The organism is Massilia sp. Mn16-1_5, from assembly GCF_004798585.1.
Lineage (GTDB): Bacteria > Pseudomonadota > Gammaproteobacteria > Burkholderiales > Burkholderiaceae_D > Telluria.
Map to the genome: position 1 here is coordinate 21,441 of NZ_PPXQ01000019.1, position 20,480 is coordinate 41,920.

Annotated in this window: 21 protein-coding genes; 12 read left to right on the forward strand and 9 right to left on the reverse strand. The window is 65.2% G+C overall.

Annotated elements, in window-relative coordinates:
* Positions 1 to 47 precede the first annotated feature (47 nt).
* The 4 genes from C2862_RS20540 to C2862_RS20555 all read right to left on the reverse strand — a co-directional run bounded on the left by C2862_RS20540 (position 48) and on the right by C2862_RS20555 (position 2,637).
* A complete protein-coding gene (locus C2862_RS20540; RefSeq protein WP_210736087.1) occupies positions 48 to 401 on the reverse strand; it encodes a KGG domain-containing protein in 354 nt (117 codons plus the stop codon).
* Between the two features lie 122 nt (positions 402 to 523).
* Positions 524 to 1,075 (reverse strand): hemerythrin domain-containing protein, encoded by a 552-nt coding sequence (locus C2862_RS20545; protein ID WP_136222092.1) that lies wholly within the window; start codon positions 1,073 to 1,075, stop codon positions 524 to 526.
* Between the two features lie 23 nt (positions 1,076 to 1,098).
* Positions 1,099 to 1,509: a phasin family protein gene (locus C2862_RS20550; RefSeq protein ID WP_136222094.1), complete on the reverse strand. Its 411-nt coding sequence runs from the start codon at positions 1,507 to 1,509 to the stop codon at positions 1,099 to 1,101.
* A 102-nt stretch (positions 1,510 to 1,611) separates the two neighbouring features.
* Complete coding sequence (locus C2862_RS20555; RefSeq protein WP_136222096.1) at positions 1,612 to 2,637, reverse strand: NADP-dependent oxidoreductase; 1,026 nt, start codon at positions 2,635 to 2,637, stop codon at positions 1,612 to 1,614.
* A gap of 154 nt (positions 2,638 to 2,791) precedes the next feature.
* Between C2862_RS20555 and purU the strand changes: the two genes are divergently transcribed.
* The 3 genes from purU to C2862_RS20570 are packed head-to-tail and all read left to right on the forward strand — an operon-like array spanning position 2,792 to position 4,711.
* The gene (purU, locus tag C2862_RS20560) at positions 2,792 to 3,661 is read left to right on the forward strand and encodes a formyltetrahydrofolate deformylase (protein WP_136222098.1); all 870 of its coding nucleotides are present in this window, start codon (positions 2,792 to 2,794) and stop codon (positions 3,659 to 3,661) included.
* Between the two features lie 17 nt (positions 3,662 to 3,678).
* Positions 3,679 to 4,221 carry a YaeQ family protein gene (locus C2862_RS20565; protein WP_136222100.1) on the forward strand — a complete coding sequence of 181 codons (543 nt, stop codon included), beginning with the start codon at positions 3,679 to 3,681 and terminating at the stop codon, positions 4,219 to 4,221.
* A gap of 31 nt (positions 4,222 to 4,252) precedes the next feature.
* Positions 4,253 to 4,711 (forward strand): copper chaperone PCu(A)C, encoded by a 459-nt coding sequence (locus C2862_RS20570; RefSeq protein ID WP_136222102.1) that lies wholly within the window; start codon positions 4,253 to 4,255, stop codon positions 4,709 to 4,711.
* A 21-nt stretch (positions 4,712 to 4,732) separates the two neighbouring features.
* On the opposite strand, the gene C2862_RS20575 is transcribed toward C2862_RS20570, so the two are convergent.
* Positions 4,733 to 5,509: a head GIN domain-containing protein gene (locus C2862_RS20575; protein WP_136222104.1), complete on the reverse strand. Its 777-nt coding sequence runs from the start codon at positions 5,507 to 5,509 to the stop codon at positions 4,733 to 4,735.
* A gap of 190 nt (positions 5,510 to 5,699) precedes the next feature.
* Here C2862_RS20575 and C2862_RS20580 point away from each other — a divergent pair, with 190 nt between their 5' ends.
* The 3 genes from C2862_RS20580 (at position 5,700) to C2862_RS20590 (ending at position 9,206) form a co-directional block, all read left to right on the forward strand.
* Entirely contained in the window at positions 5,700 to 6,173 is a 474-nt protein-coding gene (locus C2862_RS20580) for a DMT family transporter (protein ID WP_136222106.1), read from the forward strand.
* A 96-nt stretch (positions 6,174 to 6,269) separates the two neighbouring features.
* Positions 6,270 to 7,391, forward strand: coding sequence for a type IV pilus twitching motility protein PilT (locus C2862_RS20585; RefSeq protein ID WP_136222108.1), 1,122 nt, complete (start codon positions 6,270 to 6,272; stop codon positions 7,389 to 7,391).
* A gap of 198 nt (positions 7,392 to 7,589) precedes the next feature.
* Positions 7,590 to 9,206, forward strand: a complete 1,617-nt coding sequence (locus C2862_RS20590; protein WP_136222110.1) for a response regulator — start codon at positions 7,590 to 7,592, stop codon at positions 9,204 to 9,206.
* Between the two features lie 19 nt (positions 9,207 to 9,225).
* Here C2862_RS20590 and C2862_RS20595 read toward each other — a convergent pair whose 3' ends face one another.
* Entirely contained in the window at positions 9,226 to 9,858 is a 633-nt protein-coding gene (locus tag C2862_RS20595; protein ID WP_136222112.1) for a response regulator transcription factor, read from the reverse strand.
* A 345-nt stretch (positions 9,859 to 10,203) separates the two neighbouring features.
* On the opposite strand from C2862_RS20595, the gene C2862_RS20600 reads away from it, so the two are divergent.
* From C2862_RS20600 to C2862_RS20610, 3 genes are all read left to right on the forward strand, one after another.
* Positions 10,204 to 10,584 (forward strand): response regulator, encoded by a 381-nt coding sequence (locus C2862_RS20600; protein ID WP_136222114.1) that lies wholly within the window; start codon positions 10,204 to 10,206, stop codon positions 10,582 to 10,584.
* Between the two features lie 251 nt (positions 10,585 to 10,835).
* Positions 10,836 to 13,505: a PAS domain S-box protein gene (locus C2862_RS20605; protein ID WP_168710127.1), complete on the forward strand. Its 2,670-nt coding sequence runs from the start codon at positions 10,836 to 10,838 to the stop codon at positions 13,503 to 13,505.
* Positions 13,502 to 15,145: a response regulator gene (locus C2862_RS20610; protein WP_136222118.1), complete on the forward strand. Its 1,644-nt coding sequence runs from the start codon at positions 13,502 to 13,504 to the stop codon at positions 15,143 to 15,145. The genes C2862_RS20605 and C2862_RS20610 overlap by 4 nt, the downstream gene beginning before the upstream one ends.
* A gap of 14 nt (positions 15,146 to 15,159) precedes the next feature.
* On the opposite strand, the gene C2862_RS20615 is transcribed toward C2862_RS20610, so the two are convergent.
* Entirely contained in the window at positions 15,160 to 16,497 is a 1,338-nt protein-coding gene (locus C2862_RS20615; protein WP_136222120.1) for an MFS transporter, read from the reverse strand.
* A gap of 49 nt (positions 16,498 to 16,546) precedes the next feature.
* Positions 16,547 to 17,284: a substrate-binding domain-containing protein gene (locus C2862_RS20620; protein WP_307723567.1), complete on the reverse strand. Its 738-nt coding sequence runs from the start codon at positions 17,282 to 17,284 to the stop codon at positions 16,547 to 16,549.
* 173 nt (positions 17,285 to 17,457) lie between these two features.
* On the opposite strand from C2862_RS20620, the gene C2862_RS20625 reads away from it, so the two are divergent.
* Positions 17,458 to 18,390, forward strand: a complete 933-nt coding sequence (locus C2862_RS20625) for a LysR family transcriptional regulator (protein ID WP_136222124.1) — start codon at positions 17,458 to 17,460, stop codon at positions 18,388 to 18,390.
* Positions 18,391 to 18,449: 59 nt separating this feature from the next.
* On the forward strand, positions 18,450 to 18,614 hold the full coding sequence (locus tag C2862_RS25340; protein WP_168710128.1) for a hypothetical protein: 165 nt from the start codon (positions 18,450 to 18,452) through the stop codon (positions 18,612 to 18,614).
* Positions 18,615 to 18,625: 11 nt separating this feature from the next.
* Here the strand turns inward: C2862_RS25340 and C2862_RS20630 are convergent, their stop codons facing one another.
* On the reverse strand, positions 18,626 to 19,594 hold the full coding sequence (locus C2862_RS20630) for a hypothetical protein (RefSeq protein WP_136222126.1): 969 nt from the start codon (positions 19,592 to 19,594) through the stop codon (positions 18,626 to 18,628).
* Between the two features lie 171 nt (positions 19,595 to 19,765).
* Here C2862_RS20630 and C2862_RS20635 point away from each other — a divergent pair, with 171 nt between their 5' ends.
* Positions 19,766 to 20,461 carry a tetratricopeptide repeat protein gene (locus C2862_RS20635; protein ID WP_136222128.1) on the forward strand — a complete coding sequence of 232 codons (696 nt, stop codon included), beginning with the start codon at positions 19,766 to 19,768 and terminating at the stop codon, positions 20,459 to 20,461.
* Positions 20,462 to 20,480: the final 19 nt, after the last annotated feature.

The following is a 20,480-nucleotide window of genomic DNA, read 5'->3' on the forward strand; positions in this document are numbered from 1 at the left end:
GCGTTCGGCCAGGATCTAGCAGGCGTTCGGCGGGCATTTAGCCCGCCTCACTCCTCCTTCCCGCCCTGCCGGTTGCCGCCGCTCTTGGCTGCCGCGGCGCGGCTGGCCGACTGCCGGCTCTCTCCCCCCTTGCGGCCGATATCGGCCATGTGTGCACGGTTGCGGCTTACCGCCTCCCCGCCTTTCTGCCCCGCGCGGCGCGCTTCCTCGGAATCGAATTCGTGCGCCGTGCCTTTCTGGTGGGCCGCCTGGCCGCCCTTGCTGGCGATCTCGCGTTGCTGGTTCTGGTCCATCGCCGCGAAACCGCGCTTGGCCGGACCGCTGCCGCTGCCGCTCCCACTCTTTTGCGCGCTGCCGCCGGAGCTGCTCGCGCTCTTGCCGCTCTCCTTGCTTGTCGCCATGTCGTTCTCCTGGTTGCCCTGCAGTGAAAGGGAAGTGATCGCAGCATTGCCGCGCTCGTGCGGTTAGAGACACCGCTCTTGCGATAGTTCCCCTCGCTTTGGGCTCCGGACTGCTGTGCCGCTCAGTCCGGCGCCCGCGGCGGCGTGCGCCGCCCCTCGTGCGGTTCGACGCCGTCGATGCCGATCGGTGGCGCGGCCAGGTCGTCGTCGAGCTGGGCGCGGCGCAGCGCCAGCCGGTGCCCGAGTTCGACCAGGTCGACGCCGGCGGCGCGCGCCAGCTCGAAGATCTCGGTTTCTTCCAGTGCGATGTGATGCGCGATTTCCTCGGCCAGCACGGCCAGCGTGGCATCGAAGTGCTCGTCGCCCGGATACATGACTTCGAGCTGGCTGATCAGCTCGCGCGCCCCCGCATGCTCGAGCTCGGCGTCGTCGAACAGCTCCTCGTCGCCGCTGGCGGCGCGCAGCGCCGGATAGAACAGCTCTTCCTCGAGCATGGTGTGGGTCACGAGCGCGTCGCACAGTTCGTCGACCAGCTCGGCCATCGTTTCTTCCGCGTCTTCCAGGCCGCGCAGGCCGGCGCAGCGCGCGAACAGCTGCCGCACCTGATCGTGTTCGGCGCGCAGTAGGGCGAGCGCGTCCGTGATCCCTTCCCGGTGATTGCCAGTGGATGCCATGTCTCCTCCTCGGTGTGATTGGATCAGGTGGGGTTGTGCGCGGCGCCGACGTCTTCGCCGGACGTGGCGCCCGTCGTGCGGCGGGCCGCTTGCCAGCCGCCGTCGTTGGCCTCGTGGGCAAGGGTGGCGCCGCTGGAGGCGAGCACGCTCATCAGCGACGATTGCCAGCCGCGCAGATGCTCGGCCGTGGGCTGGGTTTCGCGCAGGGCGACCGAACTCAGTTGCAGCGGATCGTTGCAGGCCAGCAGTGCGCGGCCGAGACGGATGCCGTCGTCGACCATCTGGCGCGTCATTCGGACGTTCAATTCGCTGAGCTGGCGGGCCGTGTCGAACGCATGGTGCGACACCTGGTCCAGGAAATCGACCTGGGCGCCGAACTGGGCGCGCAGAAGGTCGGAACGAAAGTCTGGCAGGGAAGGCGTGAAGGCAGGCATGGGATCCTCGACGAAAGATAAAGTGTCAGTAGACGCCGCAGGACCGCAGGAGTTCAGCCAAGGTGCTTGCGCCACCGATTGGCGCAAGCGGACCAGGCATTTTCAGGCGTCGGCCACCTTCAGCACCAGCTTGCCGAGGTTCTCGCCCTTGAACAACATGTTCAGCGTGGACGGGAAAGTATCGAAGCCCTCGACGATGTGTTCGCGGTTCTTGAAGCTGCCTTCCTTCATCCAGCGCGCCAGCGTCGCCACGCCTTCAGGATAGCGGGCCGCATAGTCCGTTACAAGCATGCCTTCCATGCGCGCGCGGTTCACCAGCAGGGCCAGGTAGTTGGCCGGGCCCTTCACGGCCTCGGTCGCGTTGTACTGCGAGATCGCGCCGCAGATGACGATGCGCGCCTTCATGTTGATGCGGGTGAGCACGGCATCGAGGATGTCCCCGCCGACATTGTCGAAATACACGTCCACGCCTTGCGGGCAGTGTTGTTTCAGGCCCGCATGCACGGATCCTGCCTTGTAGTCGATGCAGGCGTCGAAGCCGAGTTCCTCGACCACGAAGCGGCACTTGTCTTCGCCGCCGGCAATGCCGACCACGCGGCAACCGAGGTGCTTGGCGACCTGGCCCACCGTCATTCCGACTGCGCCGGCCGCGCCCGACACCACGACCGTCTCGCCGGCCTTGGGCTGACCGACTTCCAGCAGGCCGAAATAGGCCGTCATGCCCGGCATGCCGAGGGCGTTCAGCCAGGCCGGCAGCGGGGCGATGCCCGGGTCGACCTGGGCCAGCATGGCGCCTTTGTCGTCAGCCTGGCCTTGCCAGTAGCGCTGCACGCCCATCACGCCCATCACGTGGGCGCCGACGGCGAACTTGGACGATTTCGATTCGACCACCACGCCGACGCCGCCCGCGCGCATGACTTCACCGATCGCCACCGGGCGCACATAGGAGCGGGCATCGTTCATCCAGCCGCGCATGGCCGGGTCGAGCGAGATGTAGAGGATCTTGACGCGCACCTCGCCCTCGGCGAGTCCGGCCAGGGCAGGCGTGGCGCGCTGCCAGTCGCTGTCCTTGGGCATGCCGACCGGACGGGCGGCGAGCAGGAATTGGTCGTTGGTGGCTTGCGTCATGGGTGTCTCCTCATATGATTTGGAGCCGCTTACTCTACCCGAAAAAGGACGGTCGTGCGCTTTTTCTGTGGCGATTTCTGCATGGCTGTTTTGCAACGGAATTCTCAATGCATGCGACAATGCCCCGGACCCCATCACTCATCCCGCCATCACCATGACGCACCCGGAATACATCCTGACCCTGTCCTGCCATGACCAGCGCGGTATCGTGCTGCGCGTGGCCGGGTTCCTGGCCGAGCACGGCTGTAACATCATCGATTCGGCCCAGTTCGGCGATCCGGAATCGCAGCTGTTCTTCATGCGCGTGCACTTCGCGCTGGAAGACGCAGGCGTAGCGGACGCCGACCTGCGCGGGGCCTTCGCCGCCCTGTGCGAGGCGAACGGCATGCGCGGCCAGCTGCACGACGCCCACGCCAAGCCGCGCGTGCTGATCATGGTCTCGAAGATCGGCCATTGCCTGAACGATCTGCTGTTCCGCTACAAGAGCGGCCTGCTGCCGGTCGAGATTCCGGCGATCGTCTCCAACCACATGGACTTCTACCAGCTCGCGGCAAGTTACAATATCCCGTTTCACCACCTGCCGCTGGCAACCGGCGCACCGGAAGAAGCGAAGCTGGCGCAGGAAGCGCGCATCATCGAGCTGCTCGACATGCACAAGATCGACCTGGTGGTGCTGGCGCGCTACATGCAGATCCTGTCGCCAGGTTTGTGTAACGCATTGCAGGGAAGGGCGATCAACATCCACCATTCCTTCCTGCCCAGCTTCAAGGGCGCGCGGCCGTATGCGCAGGCCCACACGCGCGGCGTCAAGCTGATCGGCGCCACGGCGCACTTCGTCACGGGCGAGCTCGACGAAGGTCCGATCATCGAGCAGGACGTCGAGCGGGTCGACCACGCGATGACGATCGAGGAGCTCACCGCGATCGGGCGCGACGTCGAGTGCGTGGTGCTGGCGCGCGCCGTGAAATGGTTCGTGGAACACCGCATTTTGCAAAACGGCCATCGCACGGTGGTCTTTAAATAAAGGTTTAAGAAGTACTCATGGCACTCAAAGCGACCATCTACAAGGCCGACCTCCAGATTGCGGACATGGACCGCAACTATTACGCGGAACACGGGCTGACCATTGCCCGCCATCCCTCCGAAACCGACGAGCGCGTGATGATCCGCGTGCTCGCCTTTGCCCTGCACGCGAACGAGGCGCTGGCCTTCACCAAGGGCCTGTTCGACACCGACGAGCCCGACCTGTGGCAAAAGGACCTGACCGGCGCCATCGACACCTGGATCGAAGTCGGCCAGCCGGACGAGAAGCGTTTATTGAAAGCCTGCGGACGCGCCGAGCACGTCTATGTGTATGCGTACAGCGCGACCAGCCATATCTGGTGGAAGGGCATCGCCAACAAGCTCGAGCGTGCGCGCAACCTCACCGTCATCAACATCCCCGCCGAGACCAGCGCCGCGCTGGAAAAGCTGGTCAAGCGTTCGATGCAGCTGCAGTGCACGATCCAGGACGGCCAGTTGTGGCTGACCGACAGCGTCGACACGGTGCTGGTCGAACGCGAGACCCTCAAGGCAGCGGCCTGAAGTATTATTTATTTTTTTCTGCGAATCCGCCATGAACCGACTTCTTTCCCTGCTGGCCACGGCCCTGTTCTCGACGAGCGCGCTGGCCCAAGTGACCGTCCTCGAACCCTGGGTGCGCGCCACCGTGCCCCAGCAGAAAGCGGCGGGCGCCTTCATGCGCGTGCAGTCAGCTAACGCCGCACGCCTGGTCGGCGTCAGCACCCCGGTGGCCGGCCGCGCCGAGCTGCACGAAATGGCAATGGAAAACAACACGATGCGCATGCGCCAGGTCGACGCCGTCGAGCTGCCGGCCGGCAAGCCGGTGGACCTGGCCTCGGGTGGCTACCACGTGATGTTCTTCGACCTGAAGCGCCAGCTGAAGGAAGGGGAGAGCGTGCCGGTGACCCTGGTGGTGGAAGACGCGGCGAAGAAGAAGAGCAGCGTCACGGTCGAGGCCAAGGTGCAGCCGATGAGCTATGTGGCGCCGAAGGCGGCGGGGCATCACCATTAAGCGCGCCCCGCGCCCCATTCCTTAATTCGGCGACGCACCCACGCGGCGCACGCCGCCCGAGCCGACGGTCGACTTGCTGATCTGCGGGTCGCCGTAATAATTCACGTCGCCCGAGCCGGCGATCGTCGCGCTCAATTCGTTGCGCGGCCAGACTGTCGCTTCGCCCGAGCCGGCAATCGTCACGCTGGCGCTTTTCGCCTGCACCCGTCCCAGGTTGACGTCGCCCGAGCCGCCGATCGAGACCGTCAGCCTGCCGATATTGCCGCCGGCCGCTTCCAGGTCGCCGCTGCCGCCCAGCGACACCGCCAGCGTATCGCTTTCGACGCCTTTCAGCTTGATCGAGCCGGAGCCGCCCAGGTCGACGTCGAGCTTGCGCGCGCGCAGCGCGTCGGCGTCGATGCTGCCCGAGCCGCCCAGGGACAGGCGCTCGATCGAACGGGCCTGGACCACGATGCGGATCGATTTCGACTGCATGTTCAGGTTGCGTTTGGTCGGACGGATCTTGAGGGAGCCGTTCTCGACCACGGTCTCGATCAGCGGCAGCAGATTGTCGTCGGCCTCGATCGTCACGCCCTCGCTGCTGCCGATGCGCAGTTCGAGATGGCCCGGCAGGCCGAGCGACAGGCCATTGAAATTGCCGACCTGGCGCGCCTGCTTGACGATGTGCCCGCTGCCTTGCACCTGCTCGCCGCCCCAGTTCCAGGGCGCGGCGGCCACATGGGCTGTGCCGGCCAGGCTGGCGGCGACGCAGGCGGCGAGGAAGCTGCGGCGGGCGAAGGTGGAGAAGGTCTTGTTCATGGTCTTGTCCTCACGGTTATCGATGATGAGACTGTAGGGCTGTACCGGGCACCGTGCATCGGGAATGCGACAGACTGCGCAGGAACGGGACCAGAATGCACGTAGTAGGGTGAATCCAGGGTGCGCGGCGCGGCCACTTCCACTACAATCTTGCCCTTTTTGATTCCGGCATCACCGGTAGGAAGTCATCATGAATGCGGTCCTGTTTGCCCTGGCCTTTTGCGTCGGCATCTTCATTTCGGTCCAGGCGGCCGTCAACAGCCAGCTGGCGCACGCGCTGCACGCCAACTCGGTGGTGGCAGCCCTGATCTCGTTCAGCGTCGGCACCGTCGTGCTGGGCATCGCCGCCTTCGCCCGTGGCGGGGTGGGCGAGGCGCTCGGCCTGCTGAGCCAGCAGCCGCTGTGGAAGCTCACCGGCGGCATGCTGGGCGCCGCCTTCGTTTTCGGCACCGTCTTCCTGGCGCCGCGCATCGGCCTCCTGAACCTGGTGGTGCTGGTGATCGCCGGCCAGTTGCTGATGTCGATGGCGATCGACAATTTCGGTCTGGTGCAGATGGCGGTGCGCAAAGTCTCGGCGATCCGCATGGCGGGCGCCCTGGTCGTGGTTGCCGGTGTGGCGCTGACCCTGTTCGGCGACCGCATTGTTGCGGCATTGGGACGGTGAAGAATTTCTCGTTAGCAGCTGCAATTTCTGGCTGGCATGGTTTTATAATGATAGACATTGTCTGAACGACACTTCGATTATTAGAAAACCACGCAGATGGAATTCCACCAGTCCTCGCAAATCCCCACGCTGTCGTATGTCGAAAACGAAGACCACCCGGTCTTCGGCACCCTGGTCGAGCAGATCCTGCATCTGCTGAACTCGCGCCTGGTGTTCTCCGACATCATCATCCACCAGAACAGCCCGCTGATGCTGCGCCAGCCGAAAGGCCTGGTGGCGGTCACGGATTCGCCGATCACGCGCGAGGAGCTGGAAGAATTCTTCGAAGTCATCGAGCCGAACTGGGCCGAGCGCATCGCCGACCGCGCTTTTGATCGCTCGATCGACCTGCATACGGCGCGCATCCGCGCCAACTGCTTCACCTTCCAGGGCAAGAAGCGCCTCGGTTGCGTGATCCGCCGCTTCCCGAAGGAGCCGATGCCGCTGTCCGAGCTGGGGCTGGACGCCGACGGCCAGGAATTCGCGCGCCTCACCAGCGGCCTGGTGCTGATCATCGGCGACACCTGCCAGGGCAAGTCGACCACCATCGCATCGATGCTGGACGAGATCAACAAGCGCCGCTCGGGCCACATCATCACCATCGAGGACCCGGTCGAAACCCTGATCCCGCAACGTAAATCGATCATCACCCAGCGCGAGGTCGGCATCGACGGCGACGTCGAGAGCTATTACCTCGGCGCCCTCGACGCCCTGCGCGAGCGTCCGGACGTGATCATGATCGGCGAGATCCGCGACGCCCAGACCGCCCAGGAAGCCCTGGCCCTGGCCGAATCCGGCCCGCTGGTGCTGGCCACCCTGCATGCGCGCTCGACCGAAATGGGCCTGCAGAAGATGCTGCGCCTGCTCGGCAACCTTGATGCGCAAGCCCAGGCCCTGGCCCACGCGCTGCGCGGCGTCCTGTGCCAGGCGCTGCTGCCGTCGAGCGAAGGCAACCGCTACCACCTGGCCACCGAATGCCTGACCCCGAGCCCGACGGTCGCGCGCCTGATCGAGGAGGGCGACCTCGGCGCCCTGCGCGAGCATATGAACGGCGGACGCGATCCCGGCTGCCACACGATGAACGCCTCGCTCGAGAAGCTGCTGGCCGGGCACAAGATCAGCGTCGAGGATGCGCGCGCGGCGACGACGGATCGGGTAGGGTTCGCGGACCTGGTATGACGAAGGCGGAGGCATGCGCCTGATCGCATGCCTTCGCTGTCCGAATTGCGGCAGGACGGGGAAGCCCGCTTCTTGTCGTACGCGCTCCGACATGGTTGTCGATTTCTTTGTGACCACGGCCCCTTTCCTGGCACGATAGAATCGGTGATGCTTCGCTTCTCCAGGCAGCCTCACCCCAACCATTTGTCGGCTGCTGCAATGACCGAACTCACCCTACAGCAACCCTCCATTCTCCTCATCGACGACGAGTCGTTCGCGGAGGACATCATTAACCATAGCCTGCGGTCGTGTGGGCCACACCGGTTTCATTTCACGACCGAGCCGGCGATGGCGGTTCAGCTGGCGAAGGAAGTTGCGGCCACCGTGGTGCTGGTCGATATGCGCATGCCGGGTCCCAATGGCTTCGAGGTCACGCACCGGCTACGCGCGGACAAGTACACCGAACACGTCGCCGTGATCATCCTGTCGGCGGAAGACGATCCCGACATGAAGGCCGCAGCGTTCGACGCCGGCGCCAGCGACTACCTCGTCAAGTGGCCGGCCCCGCGCGAGCTGGTTGCACGGGTACGCTACCACAGCAACTCGTGCCTTGCCCGACGCCAGCTCGATGCTGCGTTTGTGTCGCTCTGCCAAAGTCAGGAGGAGTTGGCGGCAAGCCAATCGGCTTTGTTGCAGTCACAAAAAATGGAAGCCATCGGCCAACTGACAGGCGGCGTGGCGCATGATTTCAACAACGTGCTGCAAATCATCGGCGGCAACCTGCAGTTGCTAAAGCTGAGCGACGGCGTCAAGGAAGCGGGAAAGGCGCGCGTCGATACCGCGTTGACCGGTGTGCGGCGCGGCGCCGAACTGGCGTCGCACTTGCTGGCCTTCGCGCGCCGGCAGCCGCTGCAGGCAAGCGTCATCAATCCCCGGCATCTGCTCCGTGAGATGGACGACATGACGCGCCGGATGTTCGGACCCCATCCCACCGTCGTTACCGACATCGCCCCTGACTTGGGCAACATCCTCGTCGATCCGAACCAGCTCCACAATGTCCTGCTGAATCTGGCCATCAATGCGCGCGATGCGATGGACGGCAGCGGCACATTGCGCATCCGGGCCGCCAACCTGGAGCAGGATCACGCAAGCTTGTCGAGCCTGCCGGCCGGACGCTGGGTGATGATCGAGGTGGCCGACGACGGCAGAGGCATGACGCCGGAGGTCATGGCGCGTGCGTTCGAGCCGTTCTTCACGACCAAGCCGATCGGGCGGGGAACCGGTTTGGGCCTGTCGATGGTGTATGGCTTCGTCAAGCAGTCGGACGGAGAAATTGTCTTGTCCAGCACGCCAGGGGCGGGCACCAGCGTCAAACTCTACCTGCCGCGTAGCGATGCCGAGCCGGTACTGCCGGAAATGCCGCAGGCAACGCGATTCGAGGGCGGCCCCGAAACCATACTGGTGGTCGAAGACGAGGACAACGTACGTCACACCACCTGCGCAAGCCTGTCCGCGCTCGGCTACCGGGTGCACGAGGCGTCCAGCGCCTCGGTCGCCGCCGATATGATCAGGAGCGGCCTGGACGTCGACCTGGTGTTCACCGACGTGGTCATGCCGGGGCCGGTGACGAGCTTGCAGCTGGGCGAGCTGGTGCATGCCAGCCTGCCGCAGGCACAAATCTTGTACACGTCAGGATACGCCGAAGGCGTGCTGACCCATGAGGGCAGGCTGCCGGCGGGCGTCAACCTGCTGCCGAAACCCTATGATTTCGGTACGCTCAGCACGCGCATCCGCCACCTGCTGAAGCGGCGCAAGAACGAAGCGGCGACGGCGTGAGAGTCGGGCGCATGCGCCGTCAGCTCACGAGGCCGTGATGGATGGCGTAGCGTATCAGCTCGGCATTGCTCCTGAGCTGCAGTTTCGTGAAGATCCGGCCGCGGTAGGTATTGACCGAGCTGATGCTGATATCGAGCCTGGCCGCCACCTGCTTGACGGGGTGGCCCAGCGCCAGCAGGCGCATCACCTGCTGTTCGCGGTCGGTCAGTCGCTCGTGGGCGTGACGGGGGTTGGGCGAGGTCACTTCGTCGGCAAGCATCTCCGCCAGGCTGTCGCTCAGGTAGCGGCCGCCCGCATGCACCCTGTGAATCGCTTTCAACACCACATCGACGGTCAGCGACTTGGGGATATAGCCCGCGGCGCCAAGTTTCAGAACGTTTATTCCGAAGCGCTCTTCGCTATGCGAACTCAGCACCAGGACGCGGATGCCGGGGAAGCGGGCAATGACCGTCCGCAGCGCATCCAGTTCGTGGATGGGGCTGAGGGTAAGGTCGAGCAGCAGCAGGTCCGCTTCCACCTTCTCGAGCACGGCAAGCGTCGATCCCAGGTCCGCAGCCTCTCCCACCAGGACGATATCGGGGTCCACGGACAAGACCTTCTTGACGCCTTCACGCACCAACTGGTGGTCGTCGGCGATGACAACGCGGATCATTGAATGGAAACGCCTGTGAAAAGTGCCATGTCGGACAATGTTAGCAAGAATGGGATCGTCATGATGTAAAGCGGAGGTGGATGGCGCGAACGTGCGCGATGATATTGGCTTCCCATTCCCTGTGCGATGGGTAAAGTTGCGACAGCGTGACGCAATCCGTACGACGCCATGTAGGACTTCGCCTCATTCGCGGCCTTGCGCCCGGCGCTGGCGGCGCACGCATTCGGGCGCGCAGGCGACGCCATGTCGCAATCTGTCCGACTTCGCCCGCAGACGCAATCCGGGTAAGCTGCGCGGTCCTGTTTCCCCCAGGCTGCGTTCGAGCGGCACACAACCAAGGATTATATGACCCCGCCTGAGCCGAAGCCGCGTGTACTGGTCGTCGACGACAACGCCGACGCTGCCGATACCCTCGGATCCCTGCTGACGCTCTTCGATTACGAGGTTGCCGTTGCTTACTCGGGCGCGGACGCACTCGCCCTCGGGGACGCGTTCCGTCCGCAGTGCGTGATCCTGGACGTCGCCATGCCGCAGATGGACGGCTGCGCAACGGCGCGGTATATGCGCCAGCGGACATGGGGACGGCAAGCCTGCATTATCGCGCTGACGGCCTGGGGCGACGACGATACCCACGTCTGCACTGTGCAGGCAGGCATGGATGTTCACTTCACGAAACCGGTCAAGGCCGACGCACTGCTTGCCGTCCTGGCGCGCGTGAGCGCGTAAGTGCAGGCAAAACGGCAAGGCGCGTGCTATCTTGGCATTATTGGTTAGCAATTGTGCAAAGCGTCTAGGGAAGACTGGCAAGCATGGCAAATGACGCAGCCGGCTTGGAGAAGGCCGCTCGACTGGCGTTGATGGCGTCCGGGGACGACTGGGCGATGGTCAGCCTTTACCTGCCCGGCACGGCGCCGCAACACGTTTGCACGGCGGCGTCTCCTGCCGTTCGCGCGGCGCTCGAAGGGCTCGAAGCCCAGATGCACAGTGACGAGTACACCATGCCGCAGCCGGACTCCGGCACCTTGCCCGACGCCTGCCGCGACCTGGTGCGGCGCGCCGGGCTGCGCAGCTATCGGGCACTTCGGCGCCGCTTTTCTGACGGCGCCGAACAGGGGCATTGCGTGCTGGCCACTGCCAGCGCCGCGGATCGGCCGGCCGGCCGTGGTCTGGAGCTGCTCGCCGATTTGTTCCTGGCCAGCGCGTCGGAGCGCGTGGCGGGGACGGCCGGCGCCAGGCAGGCGCAGGAACATTTTCGCCTGCTGTTCGAGTCCGCCCCGGGACTCTACCTGGTGCTGGAGCCCGATACCTTCCGGATTGTAGCGGCGAGCAATGCCTATCTCCATGCAACCATGGTCACGCGCGAACAGGTCGTCGGGCGCCCCTTGTTCGAGGTATTCCCCGATGATCCCGCGGAGAGCGGCGGCAGTAGCGTCGCGCCCTTGAGGGCGTCGCTGCAGCGCGTCAGGCAGACCCGGGTCCAGGACGTGATGGCGGTGCAGCGCTATCCGATCCGGCGTCCGGAGGCAGCGGGCGGAGGCTTCGAGGTCCGCTACTGGAGCCCGATCAACTCGCCCGTTCTCGATCCGGATGGACGCGTCATGTTCATCATCCATCGCGTGGAGGACGTGACCGACTACGTGCTGGCGCACAGGCCATCCGACACCGATGCATCCGAGCGCAAGGCATCCAGGTTGGAAGCGGAAATCGTGGTGCGCTCGTACGAGCTCAAGCGAATGGCCGATTCGCTGGCGCAGAGTGAGCAGCGACTGCGTTATGTCACGCGCGCAACCAACGACGTCGTCTGGGACTGGAGCATGGCGGACGACAGCCTGTGGTGCAGCCGCAGCGCGTTCGAGCCGCTCGGCAGTGTGCTTGCGCGCTGGACCCACCTCGCGGACTGGGAAGCCTGTATCCATCCCGACGATCGCGAGCGGGTTGGCGCAAGCCTGCGTATGGGTGTCGCGGCGGGACGCGAAAACTGGGCCGCCGAATACCGGCTGCGCCTGCCCGGGGGCGTGGAGCGTTCCGTGCTGCATCGCTGTTTCATGGTCATCGACGAGCAGGGCGGGCCGCAGCGCATGGTCGGCAGTATCGCCGACCTGACCGAGCAGAAACAGCAGGAAGCACGCCTGCGCATGCAAGCCGAAATGCTCGACTACGCGACCGATGCCATCATCGTACGCGACCTCGACAACCGGGTGCTGTACTGGAACCAGGCGGCCGCCGCGCGCTACGGCTGGAGCAGCGACGAGGTCATCGGCCGTCCGGTCGGCGAGACCCTGTATGCGCAATGCGCTCCCTCCGACTTCCAGCATGCGATGCAGGTGCTGATGCGGCACGGCGACTATTCGGGACGGATGGTGCACTCCGCGGCGGACGGCCGCAAGTTCATCGTCCATGTGCACTGGATCCTGGTACGGCGCGAGGACGGAACGCCGCGCGCCATCCTGTCCGTGGTGACCGACCTGAGCGAGCAGATCGCGCTGGAACAGCGCCTGCTGCAGATCCAGAAGCTCGAATCGCTGGGCCGGCTGACCGGCGGCCTGGCGCACGATTTCAACAACTGGCTGACCGTCATTCTCGGCAATGCCGAAGAGCTGGTCGATGCGCTCGCGGCACAGCCGCAGCTGCGCGACATCGCCCGCCTGATCCAGATGGCCGGCGAGCGTGGGGCGGACCTGACGCGCCGCCTGCTGGCGTTCGGGCGCAGGCAGGCGCTGAAGCCGCAGATACTGGCGGTTGGGGAGGCGATCGAATCGATCCGCCCCCTGATCGCGCGCAGCTTGCCCGAGAATATCGATCTCCAGCTGCTCGAAATGAATCATCGATGGTGCGTCTACGCCGACCGCGCCCAGCTCGAGGCGGCCATCCTGAATCTGTGCCTGAATGCGCGCGATGCCATGCCCAACGGCGGCAAATTGGCCATCGAGCTCTTGCTGGTCGAAATGGAAAGCCCGGCTGCCGAACGCAGCAAGTCATTGCCGCCCGGGGAGTATGTCGTGATCGCGGTCGCGGACAATGGCTCAGGCATTCCACAGGATGTCATGGACCATGTCTTCGAGCCTTTTTTTACGACCAAGGACGAAGCCTCCGGCAGCGGGCTTGGCTTGAGCATGGTGTATGGATTCGTCAAGCAGTCGAGCGGCGACGTGACCATTTATTCGGAGCCGGGCCGGGGTACCCAGGTGAAACTGTACCTGCCGCGTGCGCATACCGAACCGGAACCGCGCCCCGGCCCGGCGGCCAGCAGCGGCGTCCGGTTGCGGGCCGGATGCGCGATCCTGCTGGTCGAGGACGACCCGATCGTCCGCGCGCATCTCTCGACCCAGTTGCGCGAGCTGGGATGCGCCGTCGTCGAAGCGTCCAGGGCCGAGGAAGCGCTTGCGCGGCTGGCCGCTGGCGAATCCTTCGACCTGCTGTTCACCGATGTCGTCATGCCCGGCCTTTCCGGCATCGAGCTGTCGAAGCGCGCACGCGCGCTGCGGCCGGGCATGCGTATCTTGCTGAGCTCCGGCTATACCTTCGAAGCCATGCGGCACCAGGACGACCTGGGGCCGGACGTCCGCTTCCTGAACAAACCGTATGGCAAGAGCGTCCTCGCTCAAGCACTGTCGGATGCGCTCGGTGAGCCCTGGGAGGCGCGATGAATGAGCAGGTGCACGGCCGGAACGATCGTGCTGCCATCTGCCGCAGGATGCTGGCCTATGCCGGCATGGTCGAGCACCTCGCGCTCCCCACCGATTTACCCACGCTGGGAACCCAGATGCTCGCGTCGCTGCGCGACGATGTCGATGCCCTGGCCGTCTATCTGCTCATGGACGACGAAACGCTGGGCCTGTTGCTGCACGCCGGATGCCCGCAGGCGCCGCCCGGGCACGCGCGCGATGCGAAGCAGCTCTGCGGAGAACAAGCCTGCGAGCCTGGGTCCGCCGGCGATGGAAAGGAAAGCTGCATCGTCCCGCTCGGAGCGGCGCGCCCGGCGTGGATCGGCGAGCGAACGGCCGCGCTGGCCCTGATTCCGTTCGGCGGCCGCGGTCCGCAGGAACGACGCGGCCTTGCACTGTTCATGCTGCGCCATGCCGACCATGCCCCGTCGCTGGCAGCGCTCCTCGAACTGTCCGTGCACAAGCTTTCCCAGGCACTGACGCGGGACATGGCGCCGGCTGGGGGCCAGTCCGGCGCAGATGCCGGCAGAACACGGGTCCTGCTCATCGATGACGAGCCGCTGCTGGTCGCCCACGTCGGACGTATCCTGGAACGGGCCGGCTTTGCGTTCAATGCGGCGCAGAGCGCGCGCAGCGGCTTTGATCTGGCCACATCGATCCAGCCCGACGTGATCCTGGTCGACATGGTCATGCCCGACCTGGACGGCATCAAACTGCTGCGCATGATGCGCCGGAACGAGTTGCTCAGTACCGTTCCGGTCATCATGCTGTCTGGCCAGGCCGACGAGACGGCGCAAGTTGCCGCGCTCGAGGAGGGCGCCGACGATTTCGTGATCAAGCCGTTCAGCGCGAAAGACCTGGTGGCGCGAATCGAGGCCAATGTACGCCTGGTCCGGCTGCGTCGCGACGCGGTGTGGCGCCAGGGCGAGTTGCTGCGCCTGCAGCAGTCGCAACAGGAACTACGCAATTTGCTCGACACCGTGCAGCGGGTACGCGACGACGAGCGGCGCATGTTGGCGCGCGAGGTGCACGACCAGCTCGGCCAGATACTGACGGCGGCCAAGATCGACATCCGCTTGCTGCAGGATCGTGTCGCGCAAGCGGACAGGCCGCCTCCTGCGCGCGACATCCTGGCGGAGCTGAGCGCGGCATTGTCGAACATCGACCTGGCGATCGCCGCGGTGCAGGACATCGCCGCGCTGCTGCGGCCGCCGGCACTCGAGGAAGGACTGGTGGCGGCGCTGCGCTGGCAGGCGGCGGATGTGCAGCGCCGCACCGGCATCGTCTGCATCGTACTGCATGACCCGACGGATTATGTCGAGCAACCTCCATTCGTGGCGGGGGAACTGTTGCGCATGTGTCAGGAAGCCCTGACCAACGTGTTGCGCCACGCCGGGGCGACGCAGGTCGTCATCCAGGTGGCGATGCGTCGCGCCTCGCTGCTGGTCAGGGTATGCGATAACGGCGGCGGCATTCCGCGAGGGCGTCTGCACGCAGCGGCGTCCCTGGGCCTGAAGGGCATGCGCGAGCGGGCCGCCAGCATCCGTGCGAACATCCATGTCTATGGGCGGCCTGGCCGGGGAACGATGGTTGCCATTCGACGCAGGCTGGCTTACCGCTGAACGATCGACGGCGGTCAGGCGCGCGCAGCGTCCCTTTCCCTGACGATCCCGCGGTACACGAGGAAGGTCGCGGCCAGGCTGATCGCACCGGCGCCCGCCATCCAGTAGCCGGGCGCCGCCTTGTCGCCGGTGAACTCGATCAGCCAGGTGGACAGCAGCGGCGTGAGGCCGCCGAACAGCGCCGTCGCCAGGCTGTAGGCCAGCGAGAAACCGGTCGTGCGCACCTGGGCCGGGATGATCTCCGTCAGCGCGACGATGGTCGCGCCGTTATAGCTGCCGTACAGGAAGGAGAGCCAGAGCTCGATCATGACCATGTGGCCGAAGCTCGGGTTCGCGATCAGCCAGGACAGCGCCGGATAGGCGGTCACGGCCGTCAGCGCGGCGCATACCGCCATCACGGGCCAGCGGCCGATGCGGTCCGAGAGCGCGCCCATGACCGGCAGCCAGATGAAATTCGACAGCCCGACGCACATCGTCACCAGCAGGCTTTCCTCGGTGGAAAGCTTGAGTACGCTCTTGCCGAAGGTGGGCGTATAAACGGTGATCAGGTAAAACGCGACTGTCGTCAGCACCACCAGCATGGCGCCGGCCGTCACCAGTGGCCAGTTGAGGGCGATCGTGCCCATCATCTGGCGGAAACTCGGGTGGCTCTTGCGCTTCAGGTATTCTTCCGTCTCCTGCAGCGAGCGGCGGATGTAGAACACCACGGGGATGATCGAGCAACCGATGAAGAAGGGAATGCGCCAGCCCCAATCGGCCAGCACGTCCTTCGGGATCGCCTGGTTCAGGCCATAGCCGAGCGCGGCGGAAAAGATCACGGCGAGCTGCTGGCTGGCCGATTGCCAGCTGACGTAGAAGCCCTTGTTGCCGGGCGTTGCCATCTCGGACAGATAGACCGACACGCCGCCCAGTTCCACGCCGGCCGAGAAGCCCTGCAACAGGCGGCCGATCAGCACCAGCAGCGGCGCCAGCAAGCCGATGCTGGCATAGCCCGGGACGAAGGCGATCAGCGCCGTGCCCGAAGCCATGATCCCGAGCGTCAGGACGAGTCCCTTGCGACGTCCGATGCGGTCGATGTAGCTACCCAGGAAGATGGCGCCCAGCGGACGCATGAAAAAGCCCGCACCAAAGGTCGCGAAGGTCATCATCAGGCCGGCGTATTCGCTGGTCGCGGGGAAGAAGGCCTTGGCGATGTAGTTCGCGTAAAAGCCGAACAGGAAGAAATCGTACATCTCGATGAAGTTCCCGCTCGTCACGCGGATGACGGTGGACAGTTTCGAGGTGGCGGGCGCCGGGCTGGCGCCGGCCGCGCGCGCGGCGGCGTTCGCCTTTTCGGTGGAAAAAGTGGACATGATCGTTCTTTCGGGGGACGTCGGTGTGTCGGGCGGTGTGAAGCCCGGCTCAGTGGGCGGACGCGACAGATTCGAGCCCGGTCGCCTCGATCGCGTCCGCATTCGCCGGTGCGGCAAGGAAGCGCAGCAGGGCGCGCGCGGCTTGCGGATGGCGGCTGCCGCGCACCAGCGCGCCGGCATATTCCGTTTTCAGTTGCACTTCCTGCGGGATCAGGCCGACGATGTCGATGCCCTTGACCGGTTTGAGCTCGCTGCGCTGCTGGCAGCCGAAATCGGCGTCGCCGTGCGCGATGATCTCGCCAACCGGCGTGGCGGGAATCTGGGCCGCCTTGCCTTCCATCTGTTTGCGGATGCCGAGTTTGTCCAGCAACTGGTGCTTGATGTATTCACCGCTCGCACTGTCGGAATAGGCGACGCGCGGCGCCTGCAGGAGGGCCGCGCGCAGGCCGTCGACGCTGCCGATGTCCGGCTGCGCGGCGCCACGGCGGACTGCGCAGGCAATCGGCGAATTGGCGAGAACGACCTTGCTGCCTGGCTCGAGGCGCCCTTCGGCCATCAGCTTGTCGAGTGCATCGCCAACCATGATGACGACGTCGACCGGCTCGCCGCGCGCGAGCCGCGCCGGGATCGCGTTCTTCGTCGCGCCCATCGACGGTCCCCATTCGGATACGAGGTGGTCCCCGCTGGCGCGTTCGTAAGGACCCGACAGGTCCTTGTAAGCCTGGGCGAAGCCGCCAGAGCTGACGACATGGAGGTCGGTCGCGTGGGCTCGTGCGCCGAGCGTCATGATAAGGATGGCAAACGCCGCGCTGGCAAGGCGATTGAAATGCTGAGGTCGCATGAAGGTCTCCTGAATATTGTGAAATGCCGCCTGCCGACTACATGGCTGGGCGTGAGACCTGCATGATCCGCCAATTTAATTGATTTGATAATTGCAAATTCAAGCGCTATTATTGCGCAATGCGCATCAATTATGATCTTCACGACTTGCAGGCCTTCGTTGCCGTGGCTGACCGCGCCAGCTTCCGCCAGGCCGCCGCCGATCTTTTTCTTTCGCAGTCGGCACTCAGCCGGCGCATCGAAAAGCTGGAGGAGGGCCTCGGCGTCAAGTTGATCGAGCGGACGACCCGGCGCGTGCAGCTGACCAACGTGGGCCAGGTCTTTCTGGTGAACGTACGCACAGCCCTCGCCGGACTCGAAGATGCCGTACTCGGTGTGGCCGATCTCGCGGCCCACCGCACCGGAACGGTCACCCTTGCCTGCGTTCCATCCGCCGTATGGCATTTCCTGCCCGAGGTATTGACGCGGTTCAGCGCGCGATTTCCACGTATCCGGGTTCGCATTCACGACGAGAGCGCCCAGGACGTGCTGAACCTGGTACTGGCGGGAGAGGCGGATTTCGGGATCAATTTCACGGGTGCCGAAAACCCGGAGATCGTGTTCGATCCGATCTACGTGGAAAATTACGTGCTGGCAGTGCGGCCTGACCATCCGCTGGCCAAGCGCAAGGAGTTGAGCTGGAGAGAGACTGCCGATGAACGGTATATTTCGGTTGCCAAGTCGAGCGGCAACCGCAGTCTCATCGACGCTGCCCTGGCCGGTGTCGAAAAGCATCCGCTCATCTTGTGCGAGGCCAACCACGTGTCCGGCGTGCTGGCCCTGGTCGAGGCCGGGATGGGGGTTGCTGCCGTGCCCGGCCTGTCGGTGCTGCCCGGGCGGCAGGACGCAATCATCGGAGTGCCGTTGGTGAATCCGGAGATCAAGCGCACGCTCGGGCTGATCAGCAAGCGCAAGCACATCATGGCGCCTGCCGCGCGCACGCTGTTCGAGATGCTCACTGAAGCACTGCTGAAGCGCTCGCTCGCGACAGGAGACGAGGCCGGCGCGGGCTAGGCATACGCAGGGGCTCCTTGCTCATGCATTTACGTAGCAATTTTTTACTGGGGGCAAGCGTGAAAATCCAAAAGAACAATAAAGTCGCCGGCGCGCTGCTGATCGCATCCGGCTTCGCCTTCTTCATTTCGGCAGGACTGGCGCGCCAGCCGGCGTTCTCGGCCGTGGGCGGGGCGCTGGTCGTGATCGGCATCTCGATTTTGCGCAAGGCAAATCGAGGCTAGCAGGGCGGCGTTCAGCGCCCCCGGCAAGCGAAGCCGTATCTGGTCACGCTGCAGCCCTGCTTGATGCATTGGGTCGCGTGGTAGCCATGCTCCCGGCACGCCCTCAGCAGTGCCGTCATCGCGCCTTCTCCGGCCGATGAGGTTTCTGCCTGCACGACCGGTGCGCGGGCGATCTGGCGCGCGGGCTCGCGTTTGACCCGTGCTGTCGCGGAACCCGTTGCGCTGTCCGGCTGGCGCCGCGTCACCCGCGCTGCCGGCTTGGGTGCTGGGACAGGGCTTGCCTGTTCCGCAGCCGGCTCGGGCTGTGCTGACTCCTGGGGCGCTGCCTGTTCTTGCTGCGCGGCCGCGGCGGGTGGGTCGGGTTCGAGCATCACGAGCGGTGGCGGCGCCGGCGCTGTCGGTGCTGCCGCGGCTGCATCGGCAGCTGCCTGAGCCTGCGCGGCCCGCGGCGTTTCTTTTGCGAGGGTCGCGACGAGCGCCAGCGATCCGTCATCCTTACGCTCGTTATAGAGCCACCAGCCGCCCTGGACGAGCAATGCGCCGGTCAGTGCGCAGGCAGCCCACAGCAGATAGCGCCGCCTTGGCCGCGTGCGCCTGGATGGGGGAGGCGTGAACGGATCGCTTGCCTGTTGCTCCGGCAAGGGCAGGGTGAAGTCGAACAAAGGGTCTTGCCGCGCAGGGGGCGCGGCGGCACCCTGCGCCGGGTGCGGGGCAAGTGTGGGCTCGGCCGGCGGCGGGACAGGCTTGTCCAGCGGCGTGGTCGGCTCGATGGCGGGCTCGTGCTCCTGCGCCGGCGGCTGGTACTGCGCCTCCAGGGCGGCGATTTCCTCGAATACGCTGTCCAGGTCCGGCACTGCTTCTGCCGGTGCAGGCGGGAGGGTTTGCGCCGCTTTGTTTGCAGTTGATTGCCCGGCTTGGCGGGGAGGCGTCAGAGGCAATGTGGCATTTTCGCCAATGTCCTCGAGCAGTTGCGTCTTCATGATGTGCGATTCACTTCCAGATTACGGGTAGAGCTTAACGCTTTTTGAACGTGATGCCGGTTCCGTTTGTAAGGAGATGTGAGCCGGCGGTGAAGGTGTCGCCGGAAAGCTTGTCAAAATAAACATGCAGGCATAGACTGATCGGCGCCCATTACTGAACAGGAGTGTCTGATGCGTCACGCATATCTTCTGCTGTTCCCGCTTTCCCTGATTCTTCCACAGACCGTTCTCGCCCAGCAGGGCACCCTCGTCGGCGAGACGCTGGGCAGGACAATCAAGGCCTCCGCAACCCGCTTCGACGCCAAGGCTGCGCGCGACAACCTCGATCCCGCCTATTGCTACCGTACCGCCATCAAGCTCGAAAATGGCGACGGCGCCGAGCAGGATCTGCCGGGCGCCCTGGCCTGGTACCGGAAAGCGGCCGGGCTCGGGCACGCCGAGGCGATGGCCGCGCTTGGCCAGCTGTACCACAGCGGCCACGGCGTCGAGCGCGACGAGGCACAGGCAGTCCATTGGTACCGCCAGGCGGCAGGGGCCGGCTCCGTCATCGCCGCCTACAACCTGGCCGTCATCCTCGCGACCAGCGAGACGACGCCGCGCGACCCGGAGCAGGCCCGCCGCTTGTACGAACAGGCTGCCGCCGGCGGTTTCGCCAAGGCGCAATTCAACCTGGCGCAGCTGCTGGCCGACCCGGCGTTCGGCCAGCCCGACGTCGAGCAGGCCTACAAATGGATGGTGCTGGCACGCGACGGCGGCATCGGCCGGGCCGACAGCCAGCTCGCGGCGCTTGCCGTGCGCATGACGCCCGACCAGGTCGCGCGCGGCGGCGAGCTTGCCCGGCAATGGCACCCCACAACGGCGCATTAATCCACCAGGCGCATACTCT

Bases quoted from the DNA above. Each gene is read 5' to 3' on its own strand.
- C2862_RS20540 (WP_210736087.1), bottom strand. From the start codon at position 401: ATGGCGACAAGCAAGGAGAGCGGCAAGAGCGCGAGCAGCTCCGGCGGC.
- C2862_RS20545 (WP_136222092.1), bottom strand. From the start codon at position 1,075: ATGGCATCCACTGGCAATCACCGGGAAGGGATCACGGACGCGCTCGCC.
- C2862_RS20550 (WP_136222094.1), bottom strand. From the start codon at position 1,509: ATGCCTGCCTTCACGCCTTCCCTGCCAGACTTTCGTTCCGACCTTCTG.
- C2862_RS20555 (WP_136222096.1), bottom strand. From the start codon at position 2,637: ATGACGCAAGCCACCAACGACCAATTCCTGCTCGCCGCCCGTCCGGTC.
- purU (WP_136222098.1), top strand. From the start codon at position 2,792: ATGACGCACCCGGAATACATCCTGACCCTGTCCTGCCATGACCAGCGC.
- C2862_RS20565 (WP_136222100.1), top strand. From the start codon at position 3,679: ATGGCACTCAAAGCGACCATCTACAAGGCCGACCTCCAGATTGCGGAC.
- C2862_RS20570 (WP_136222102.1), top strand. From the start codon at position 4,253: ATGAACCGACTTCTTTCCCTGCTGGCCACGGCCCTGTTCTCGACGAGC.
- C2862_RS20575 (WP_136222104.1), bottom strand. From the start codon at position 5,509: ATGAACAAGACCTTCTCCACCTTCGCCCGCCGCAGCTTCCTCGCCGCC.
- C2862_RS20580 (WP_136222106.1), top strand. From the start codon at position 5,700: ATGAATGCGGTCCTGTTTGCCCTGGCCTTTTGCGTCGGCATCTTCATT.
- C2862_RS20585 (WP_136222108.1), top strand. From the start codon at position 6,270: ATGGAATTCCACCAGTCCTCGCAAATCCCCACGCTGTCGTATGTCGAA.
- C2862_RS20590 (WP_136222110.1), top strand. From the start codon at position 7,590: ATGACCGAACTCACCCTACAGCAACCCTCCATTCTCCTCATCGACGAC.
- C2862_RS20595 (WP_136222112.1), bottom strand. From the start codon at position 9,858: ATGATCCGCGTTGTCATCGCCGACGACCACCAGTTGGTGCGTGAAGGC.
- C2862_RS20600 (WP_136222114.1), top strand. From the start codon at position 10,204: ATGACCCCGCCTGAGCCGAAGCCGCGTGTACTGGTCGTCGACGACAAC.
- C2862_RS20605 (WP_168710127.1), top strand. From the start codon at position 10,836: ATGCACAGTGACGAGTACACCATGCCGCAGCCGGACTCCGGCACCTTG.
- C2862_RS20610 (WP_136222118.1), top strand. From the start codon at position 13,502: ATGAATGAGCAGGTGCACGGCCGGAACGATCGTGCTGCCATCTGCCGC.
- C2862_RS20615 (WP_136222120.1), bottom strand. From the start codon at position 16,497: ATGTCCACTTTTTCCACCGAAAAGGCGAACGCCGCCGCGCGCGCGGCC.
- C2862_RS20620 (WP_307723567.1), bottom strand. From the start codon at position 17,284: ATGACGCTCGGCGCACGAGCCCACGCGACCGACCTCCATGTCGTCAGC.
- C2862_RS20625 (WP_136222124.1), top strand. From the start codon at position 17,458: ATGCGCATCAATTATGATCTTCACGACTTGCAGGCCTTCGTTGCCGTG.
- C2862_RS20630 (WP_136222126.1), bottom strand. From the start codon at position 19,594: ATGAAGACGCAACTGCTCGAGGACATTGGCGAAAATGCCACATTGCCT.
- C2862_RS20635 (WP_136222128.1), top strand. From the start codon at position 19,766: ATGCGTCACGCATATCTTCTGCTGTTCCCGCTTTCCCTGATTCTTCCA.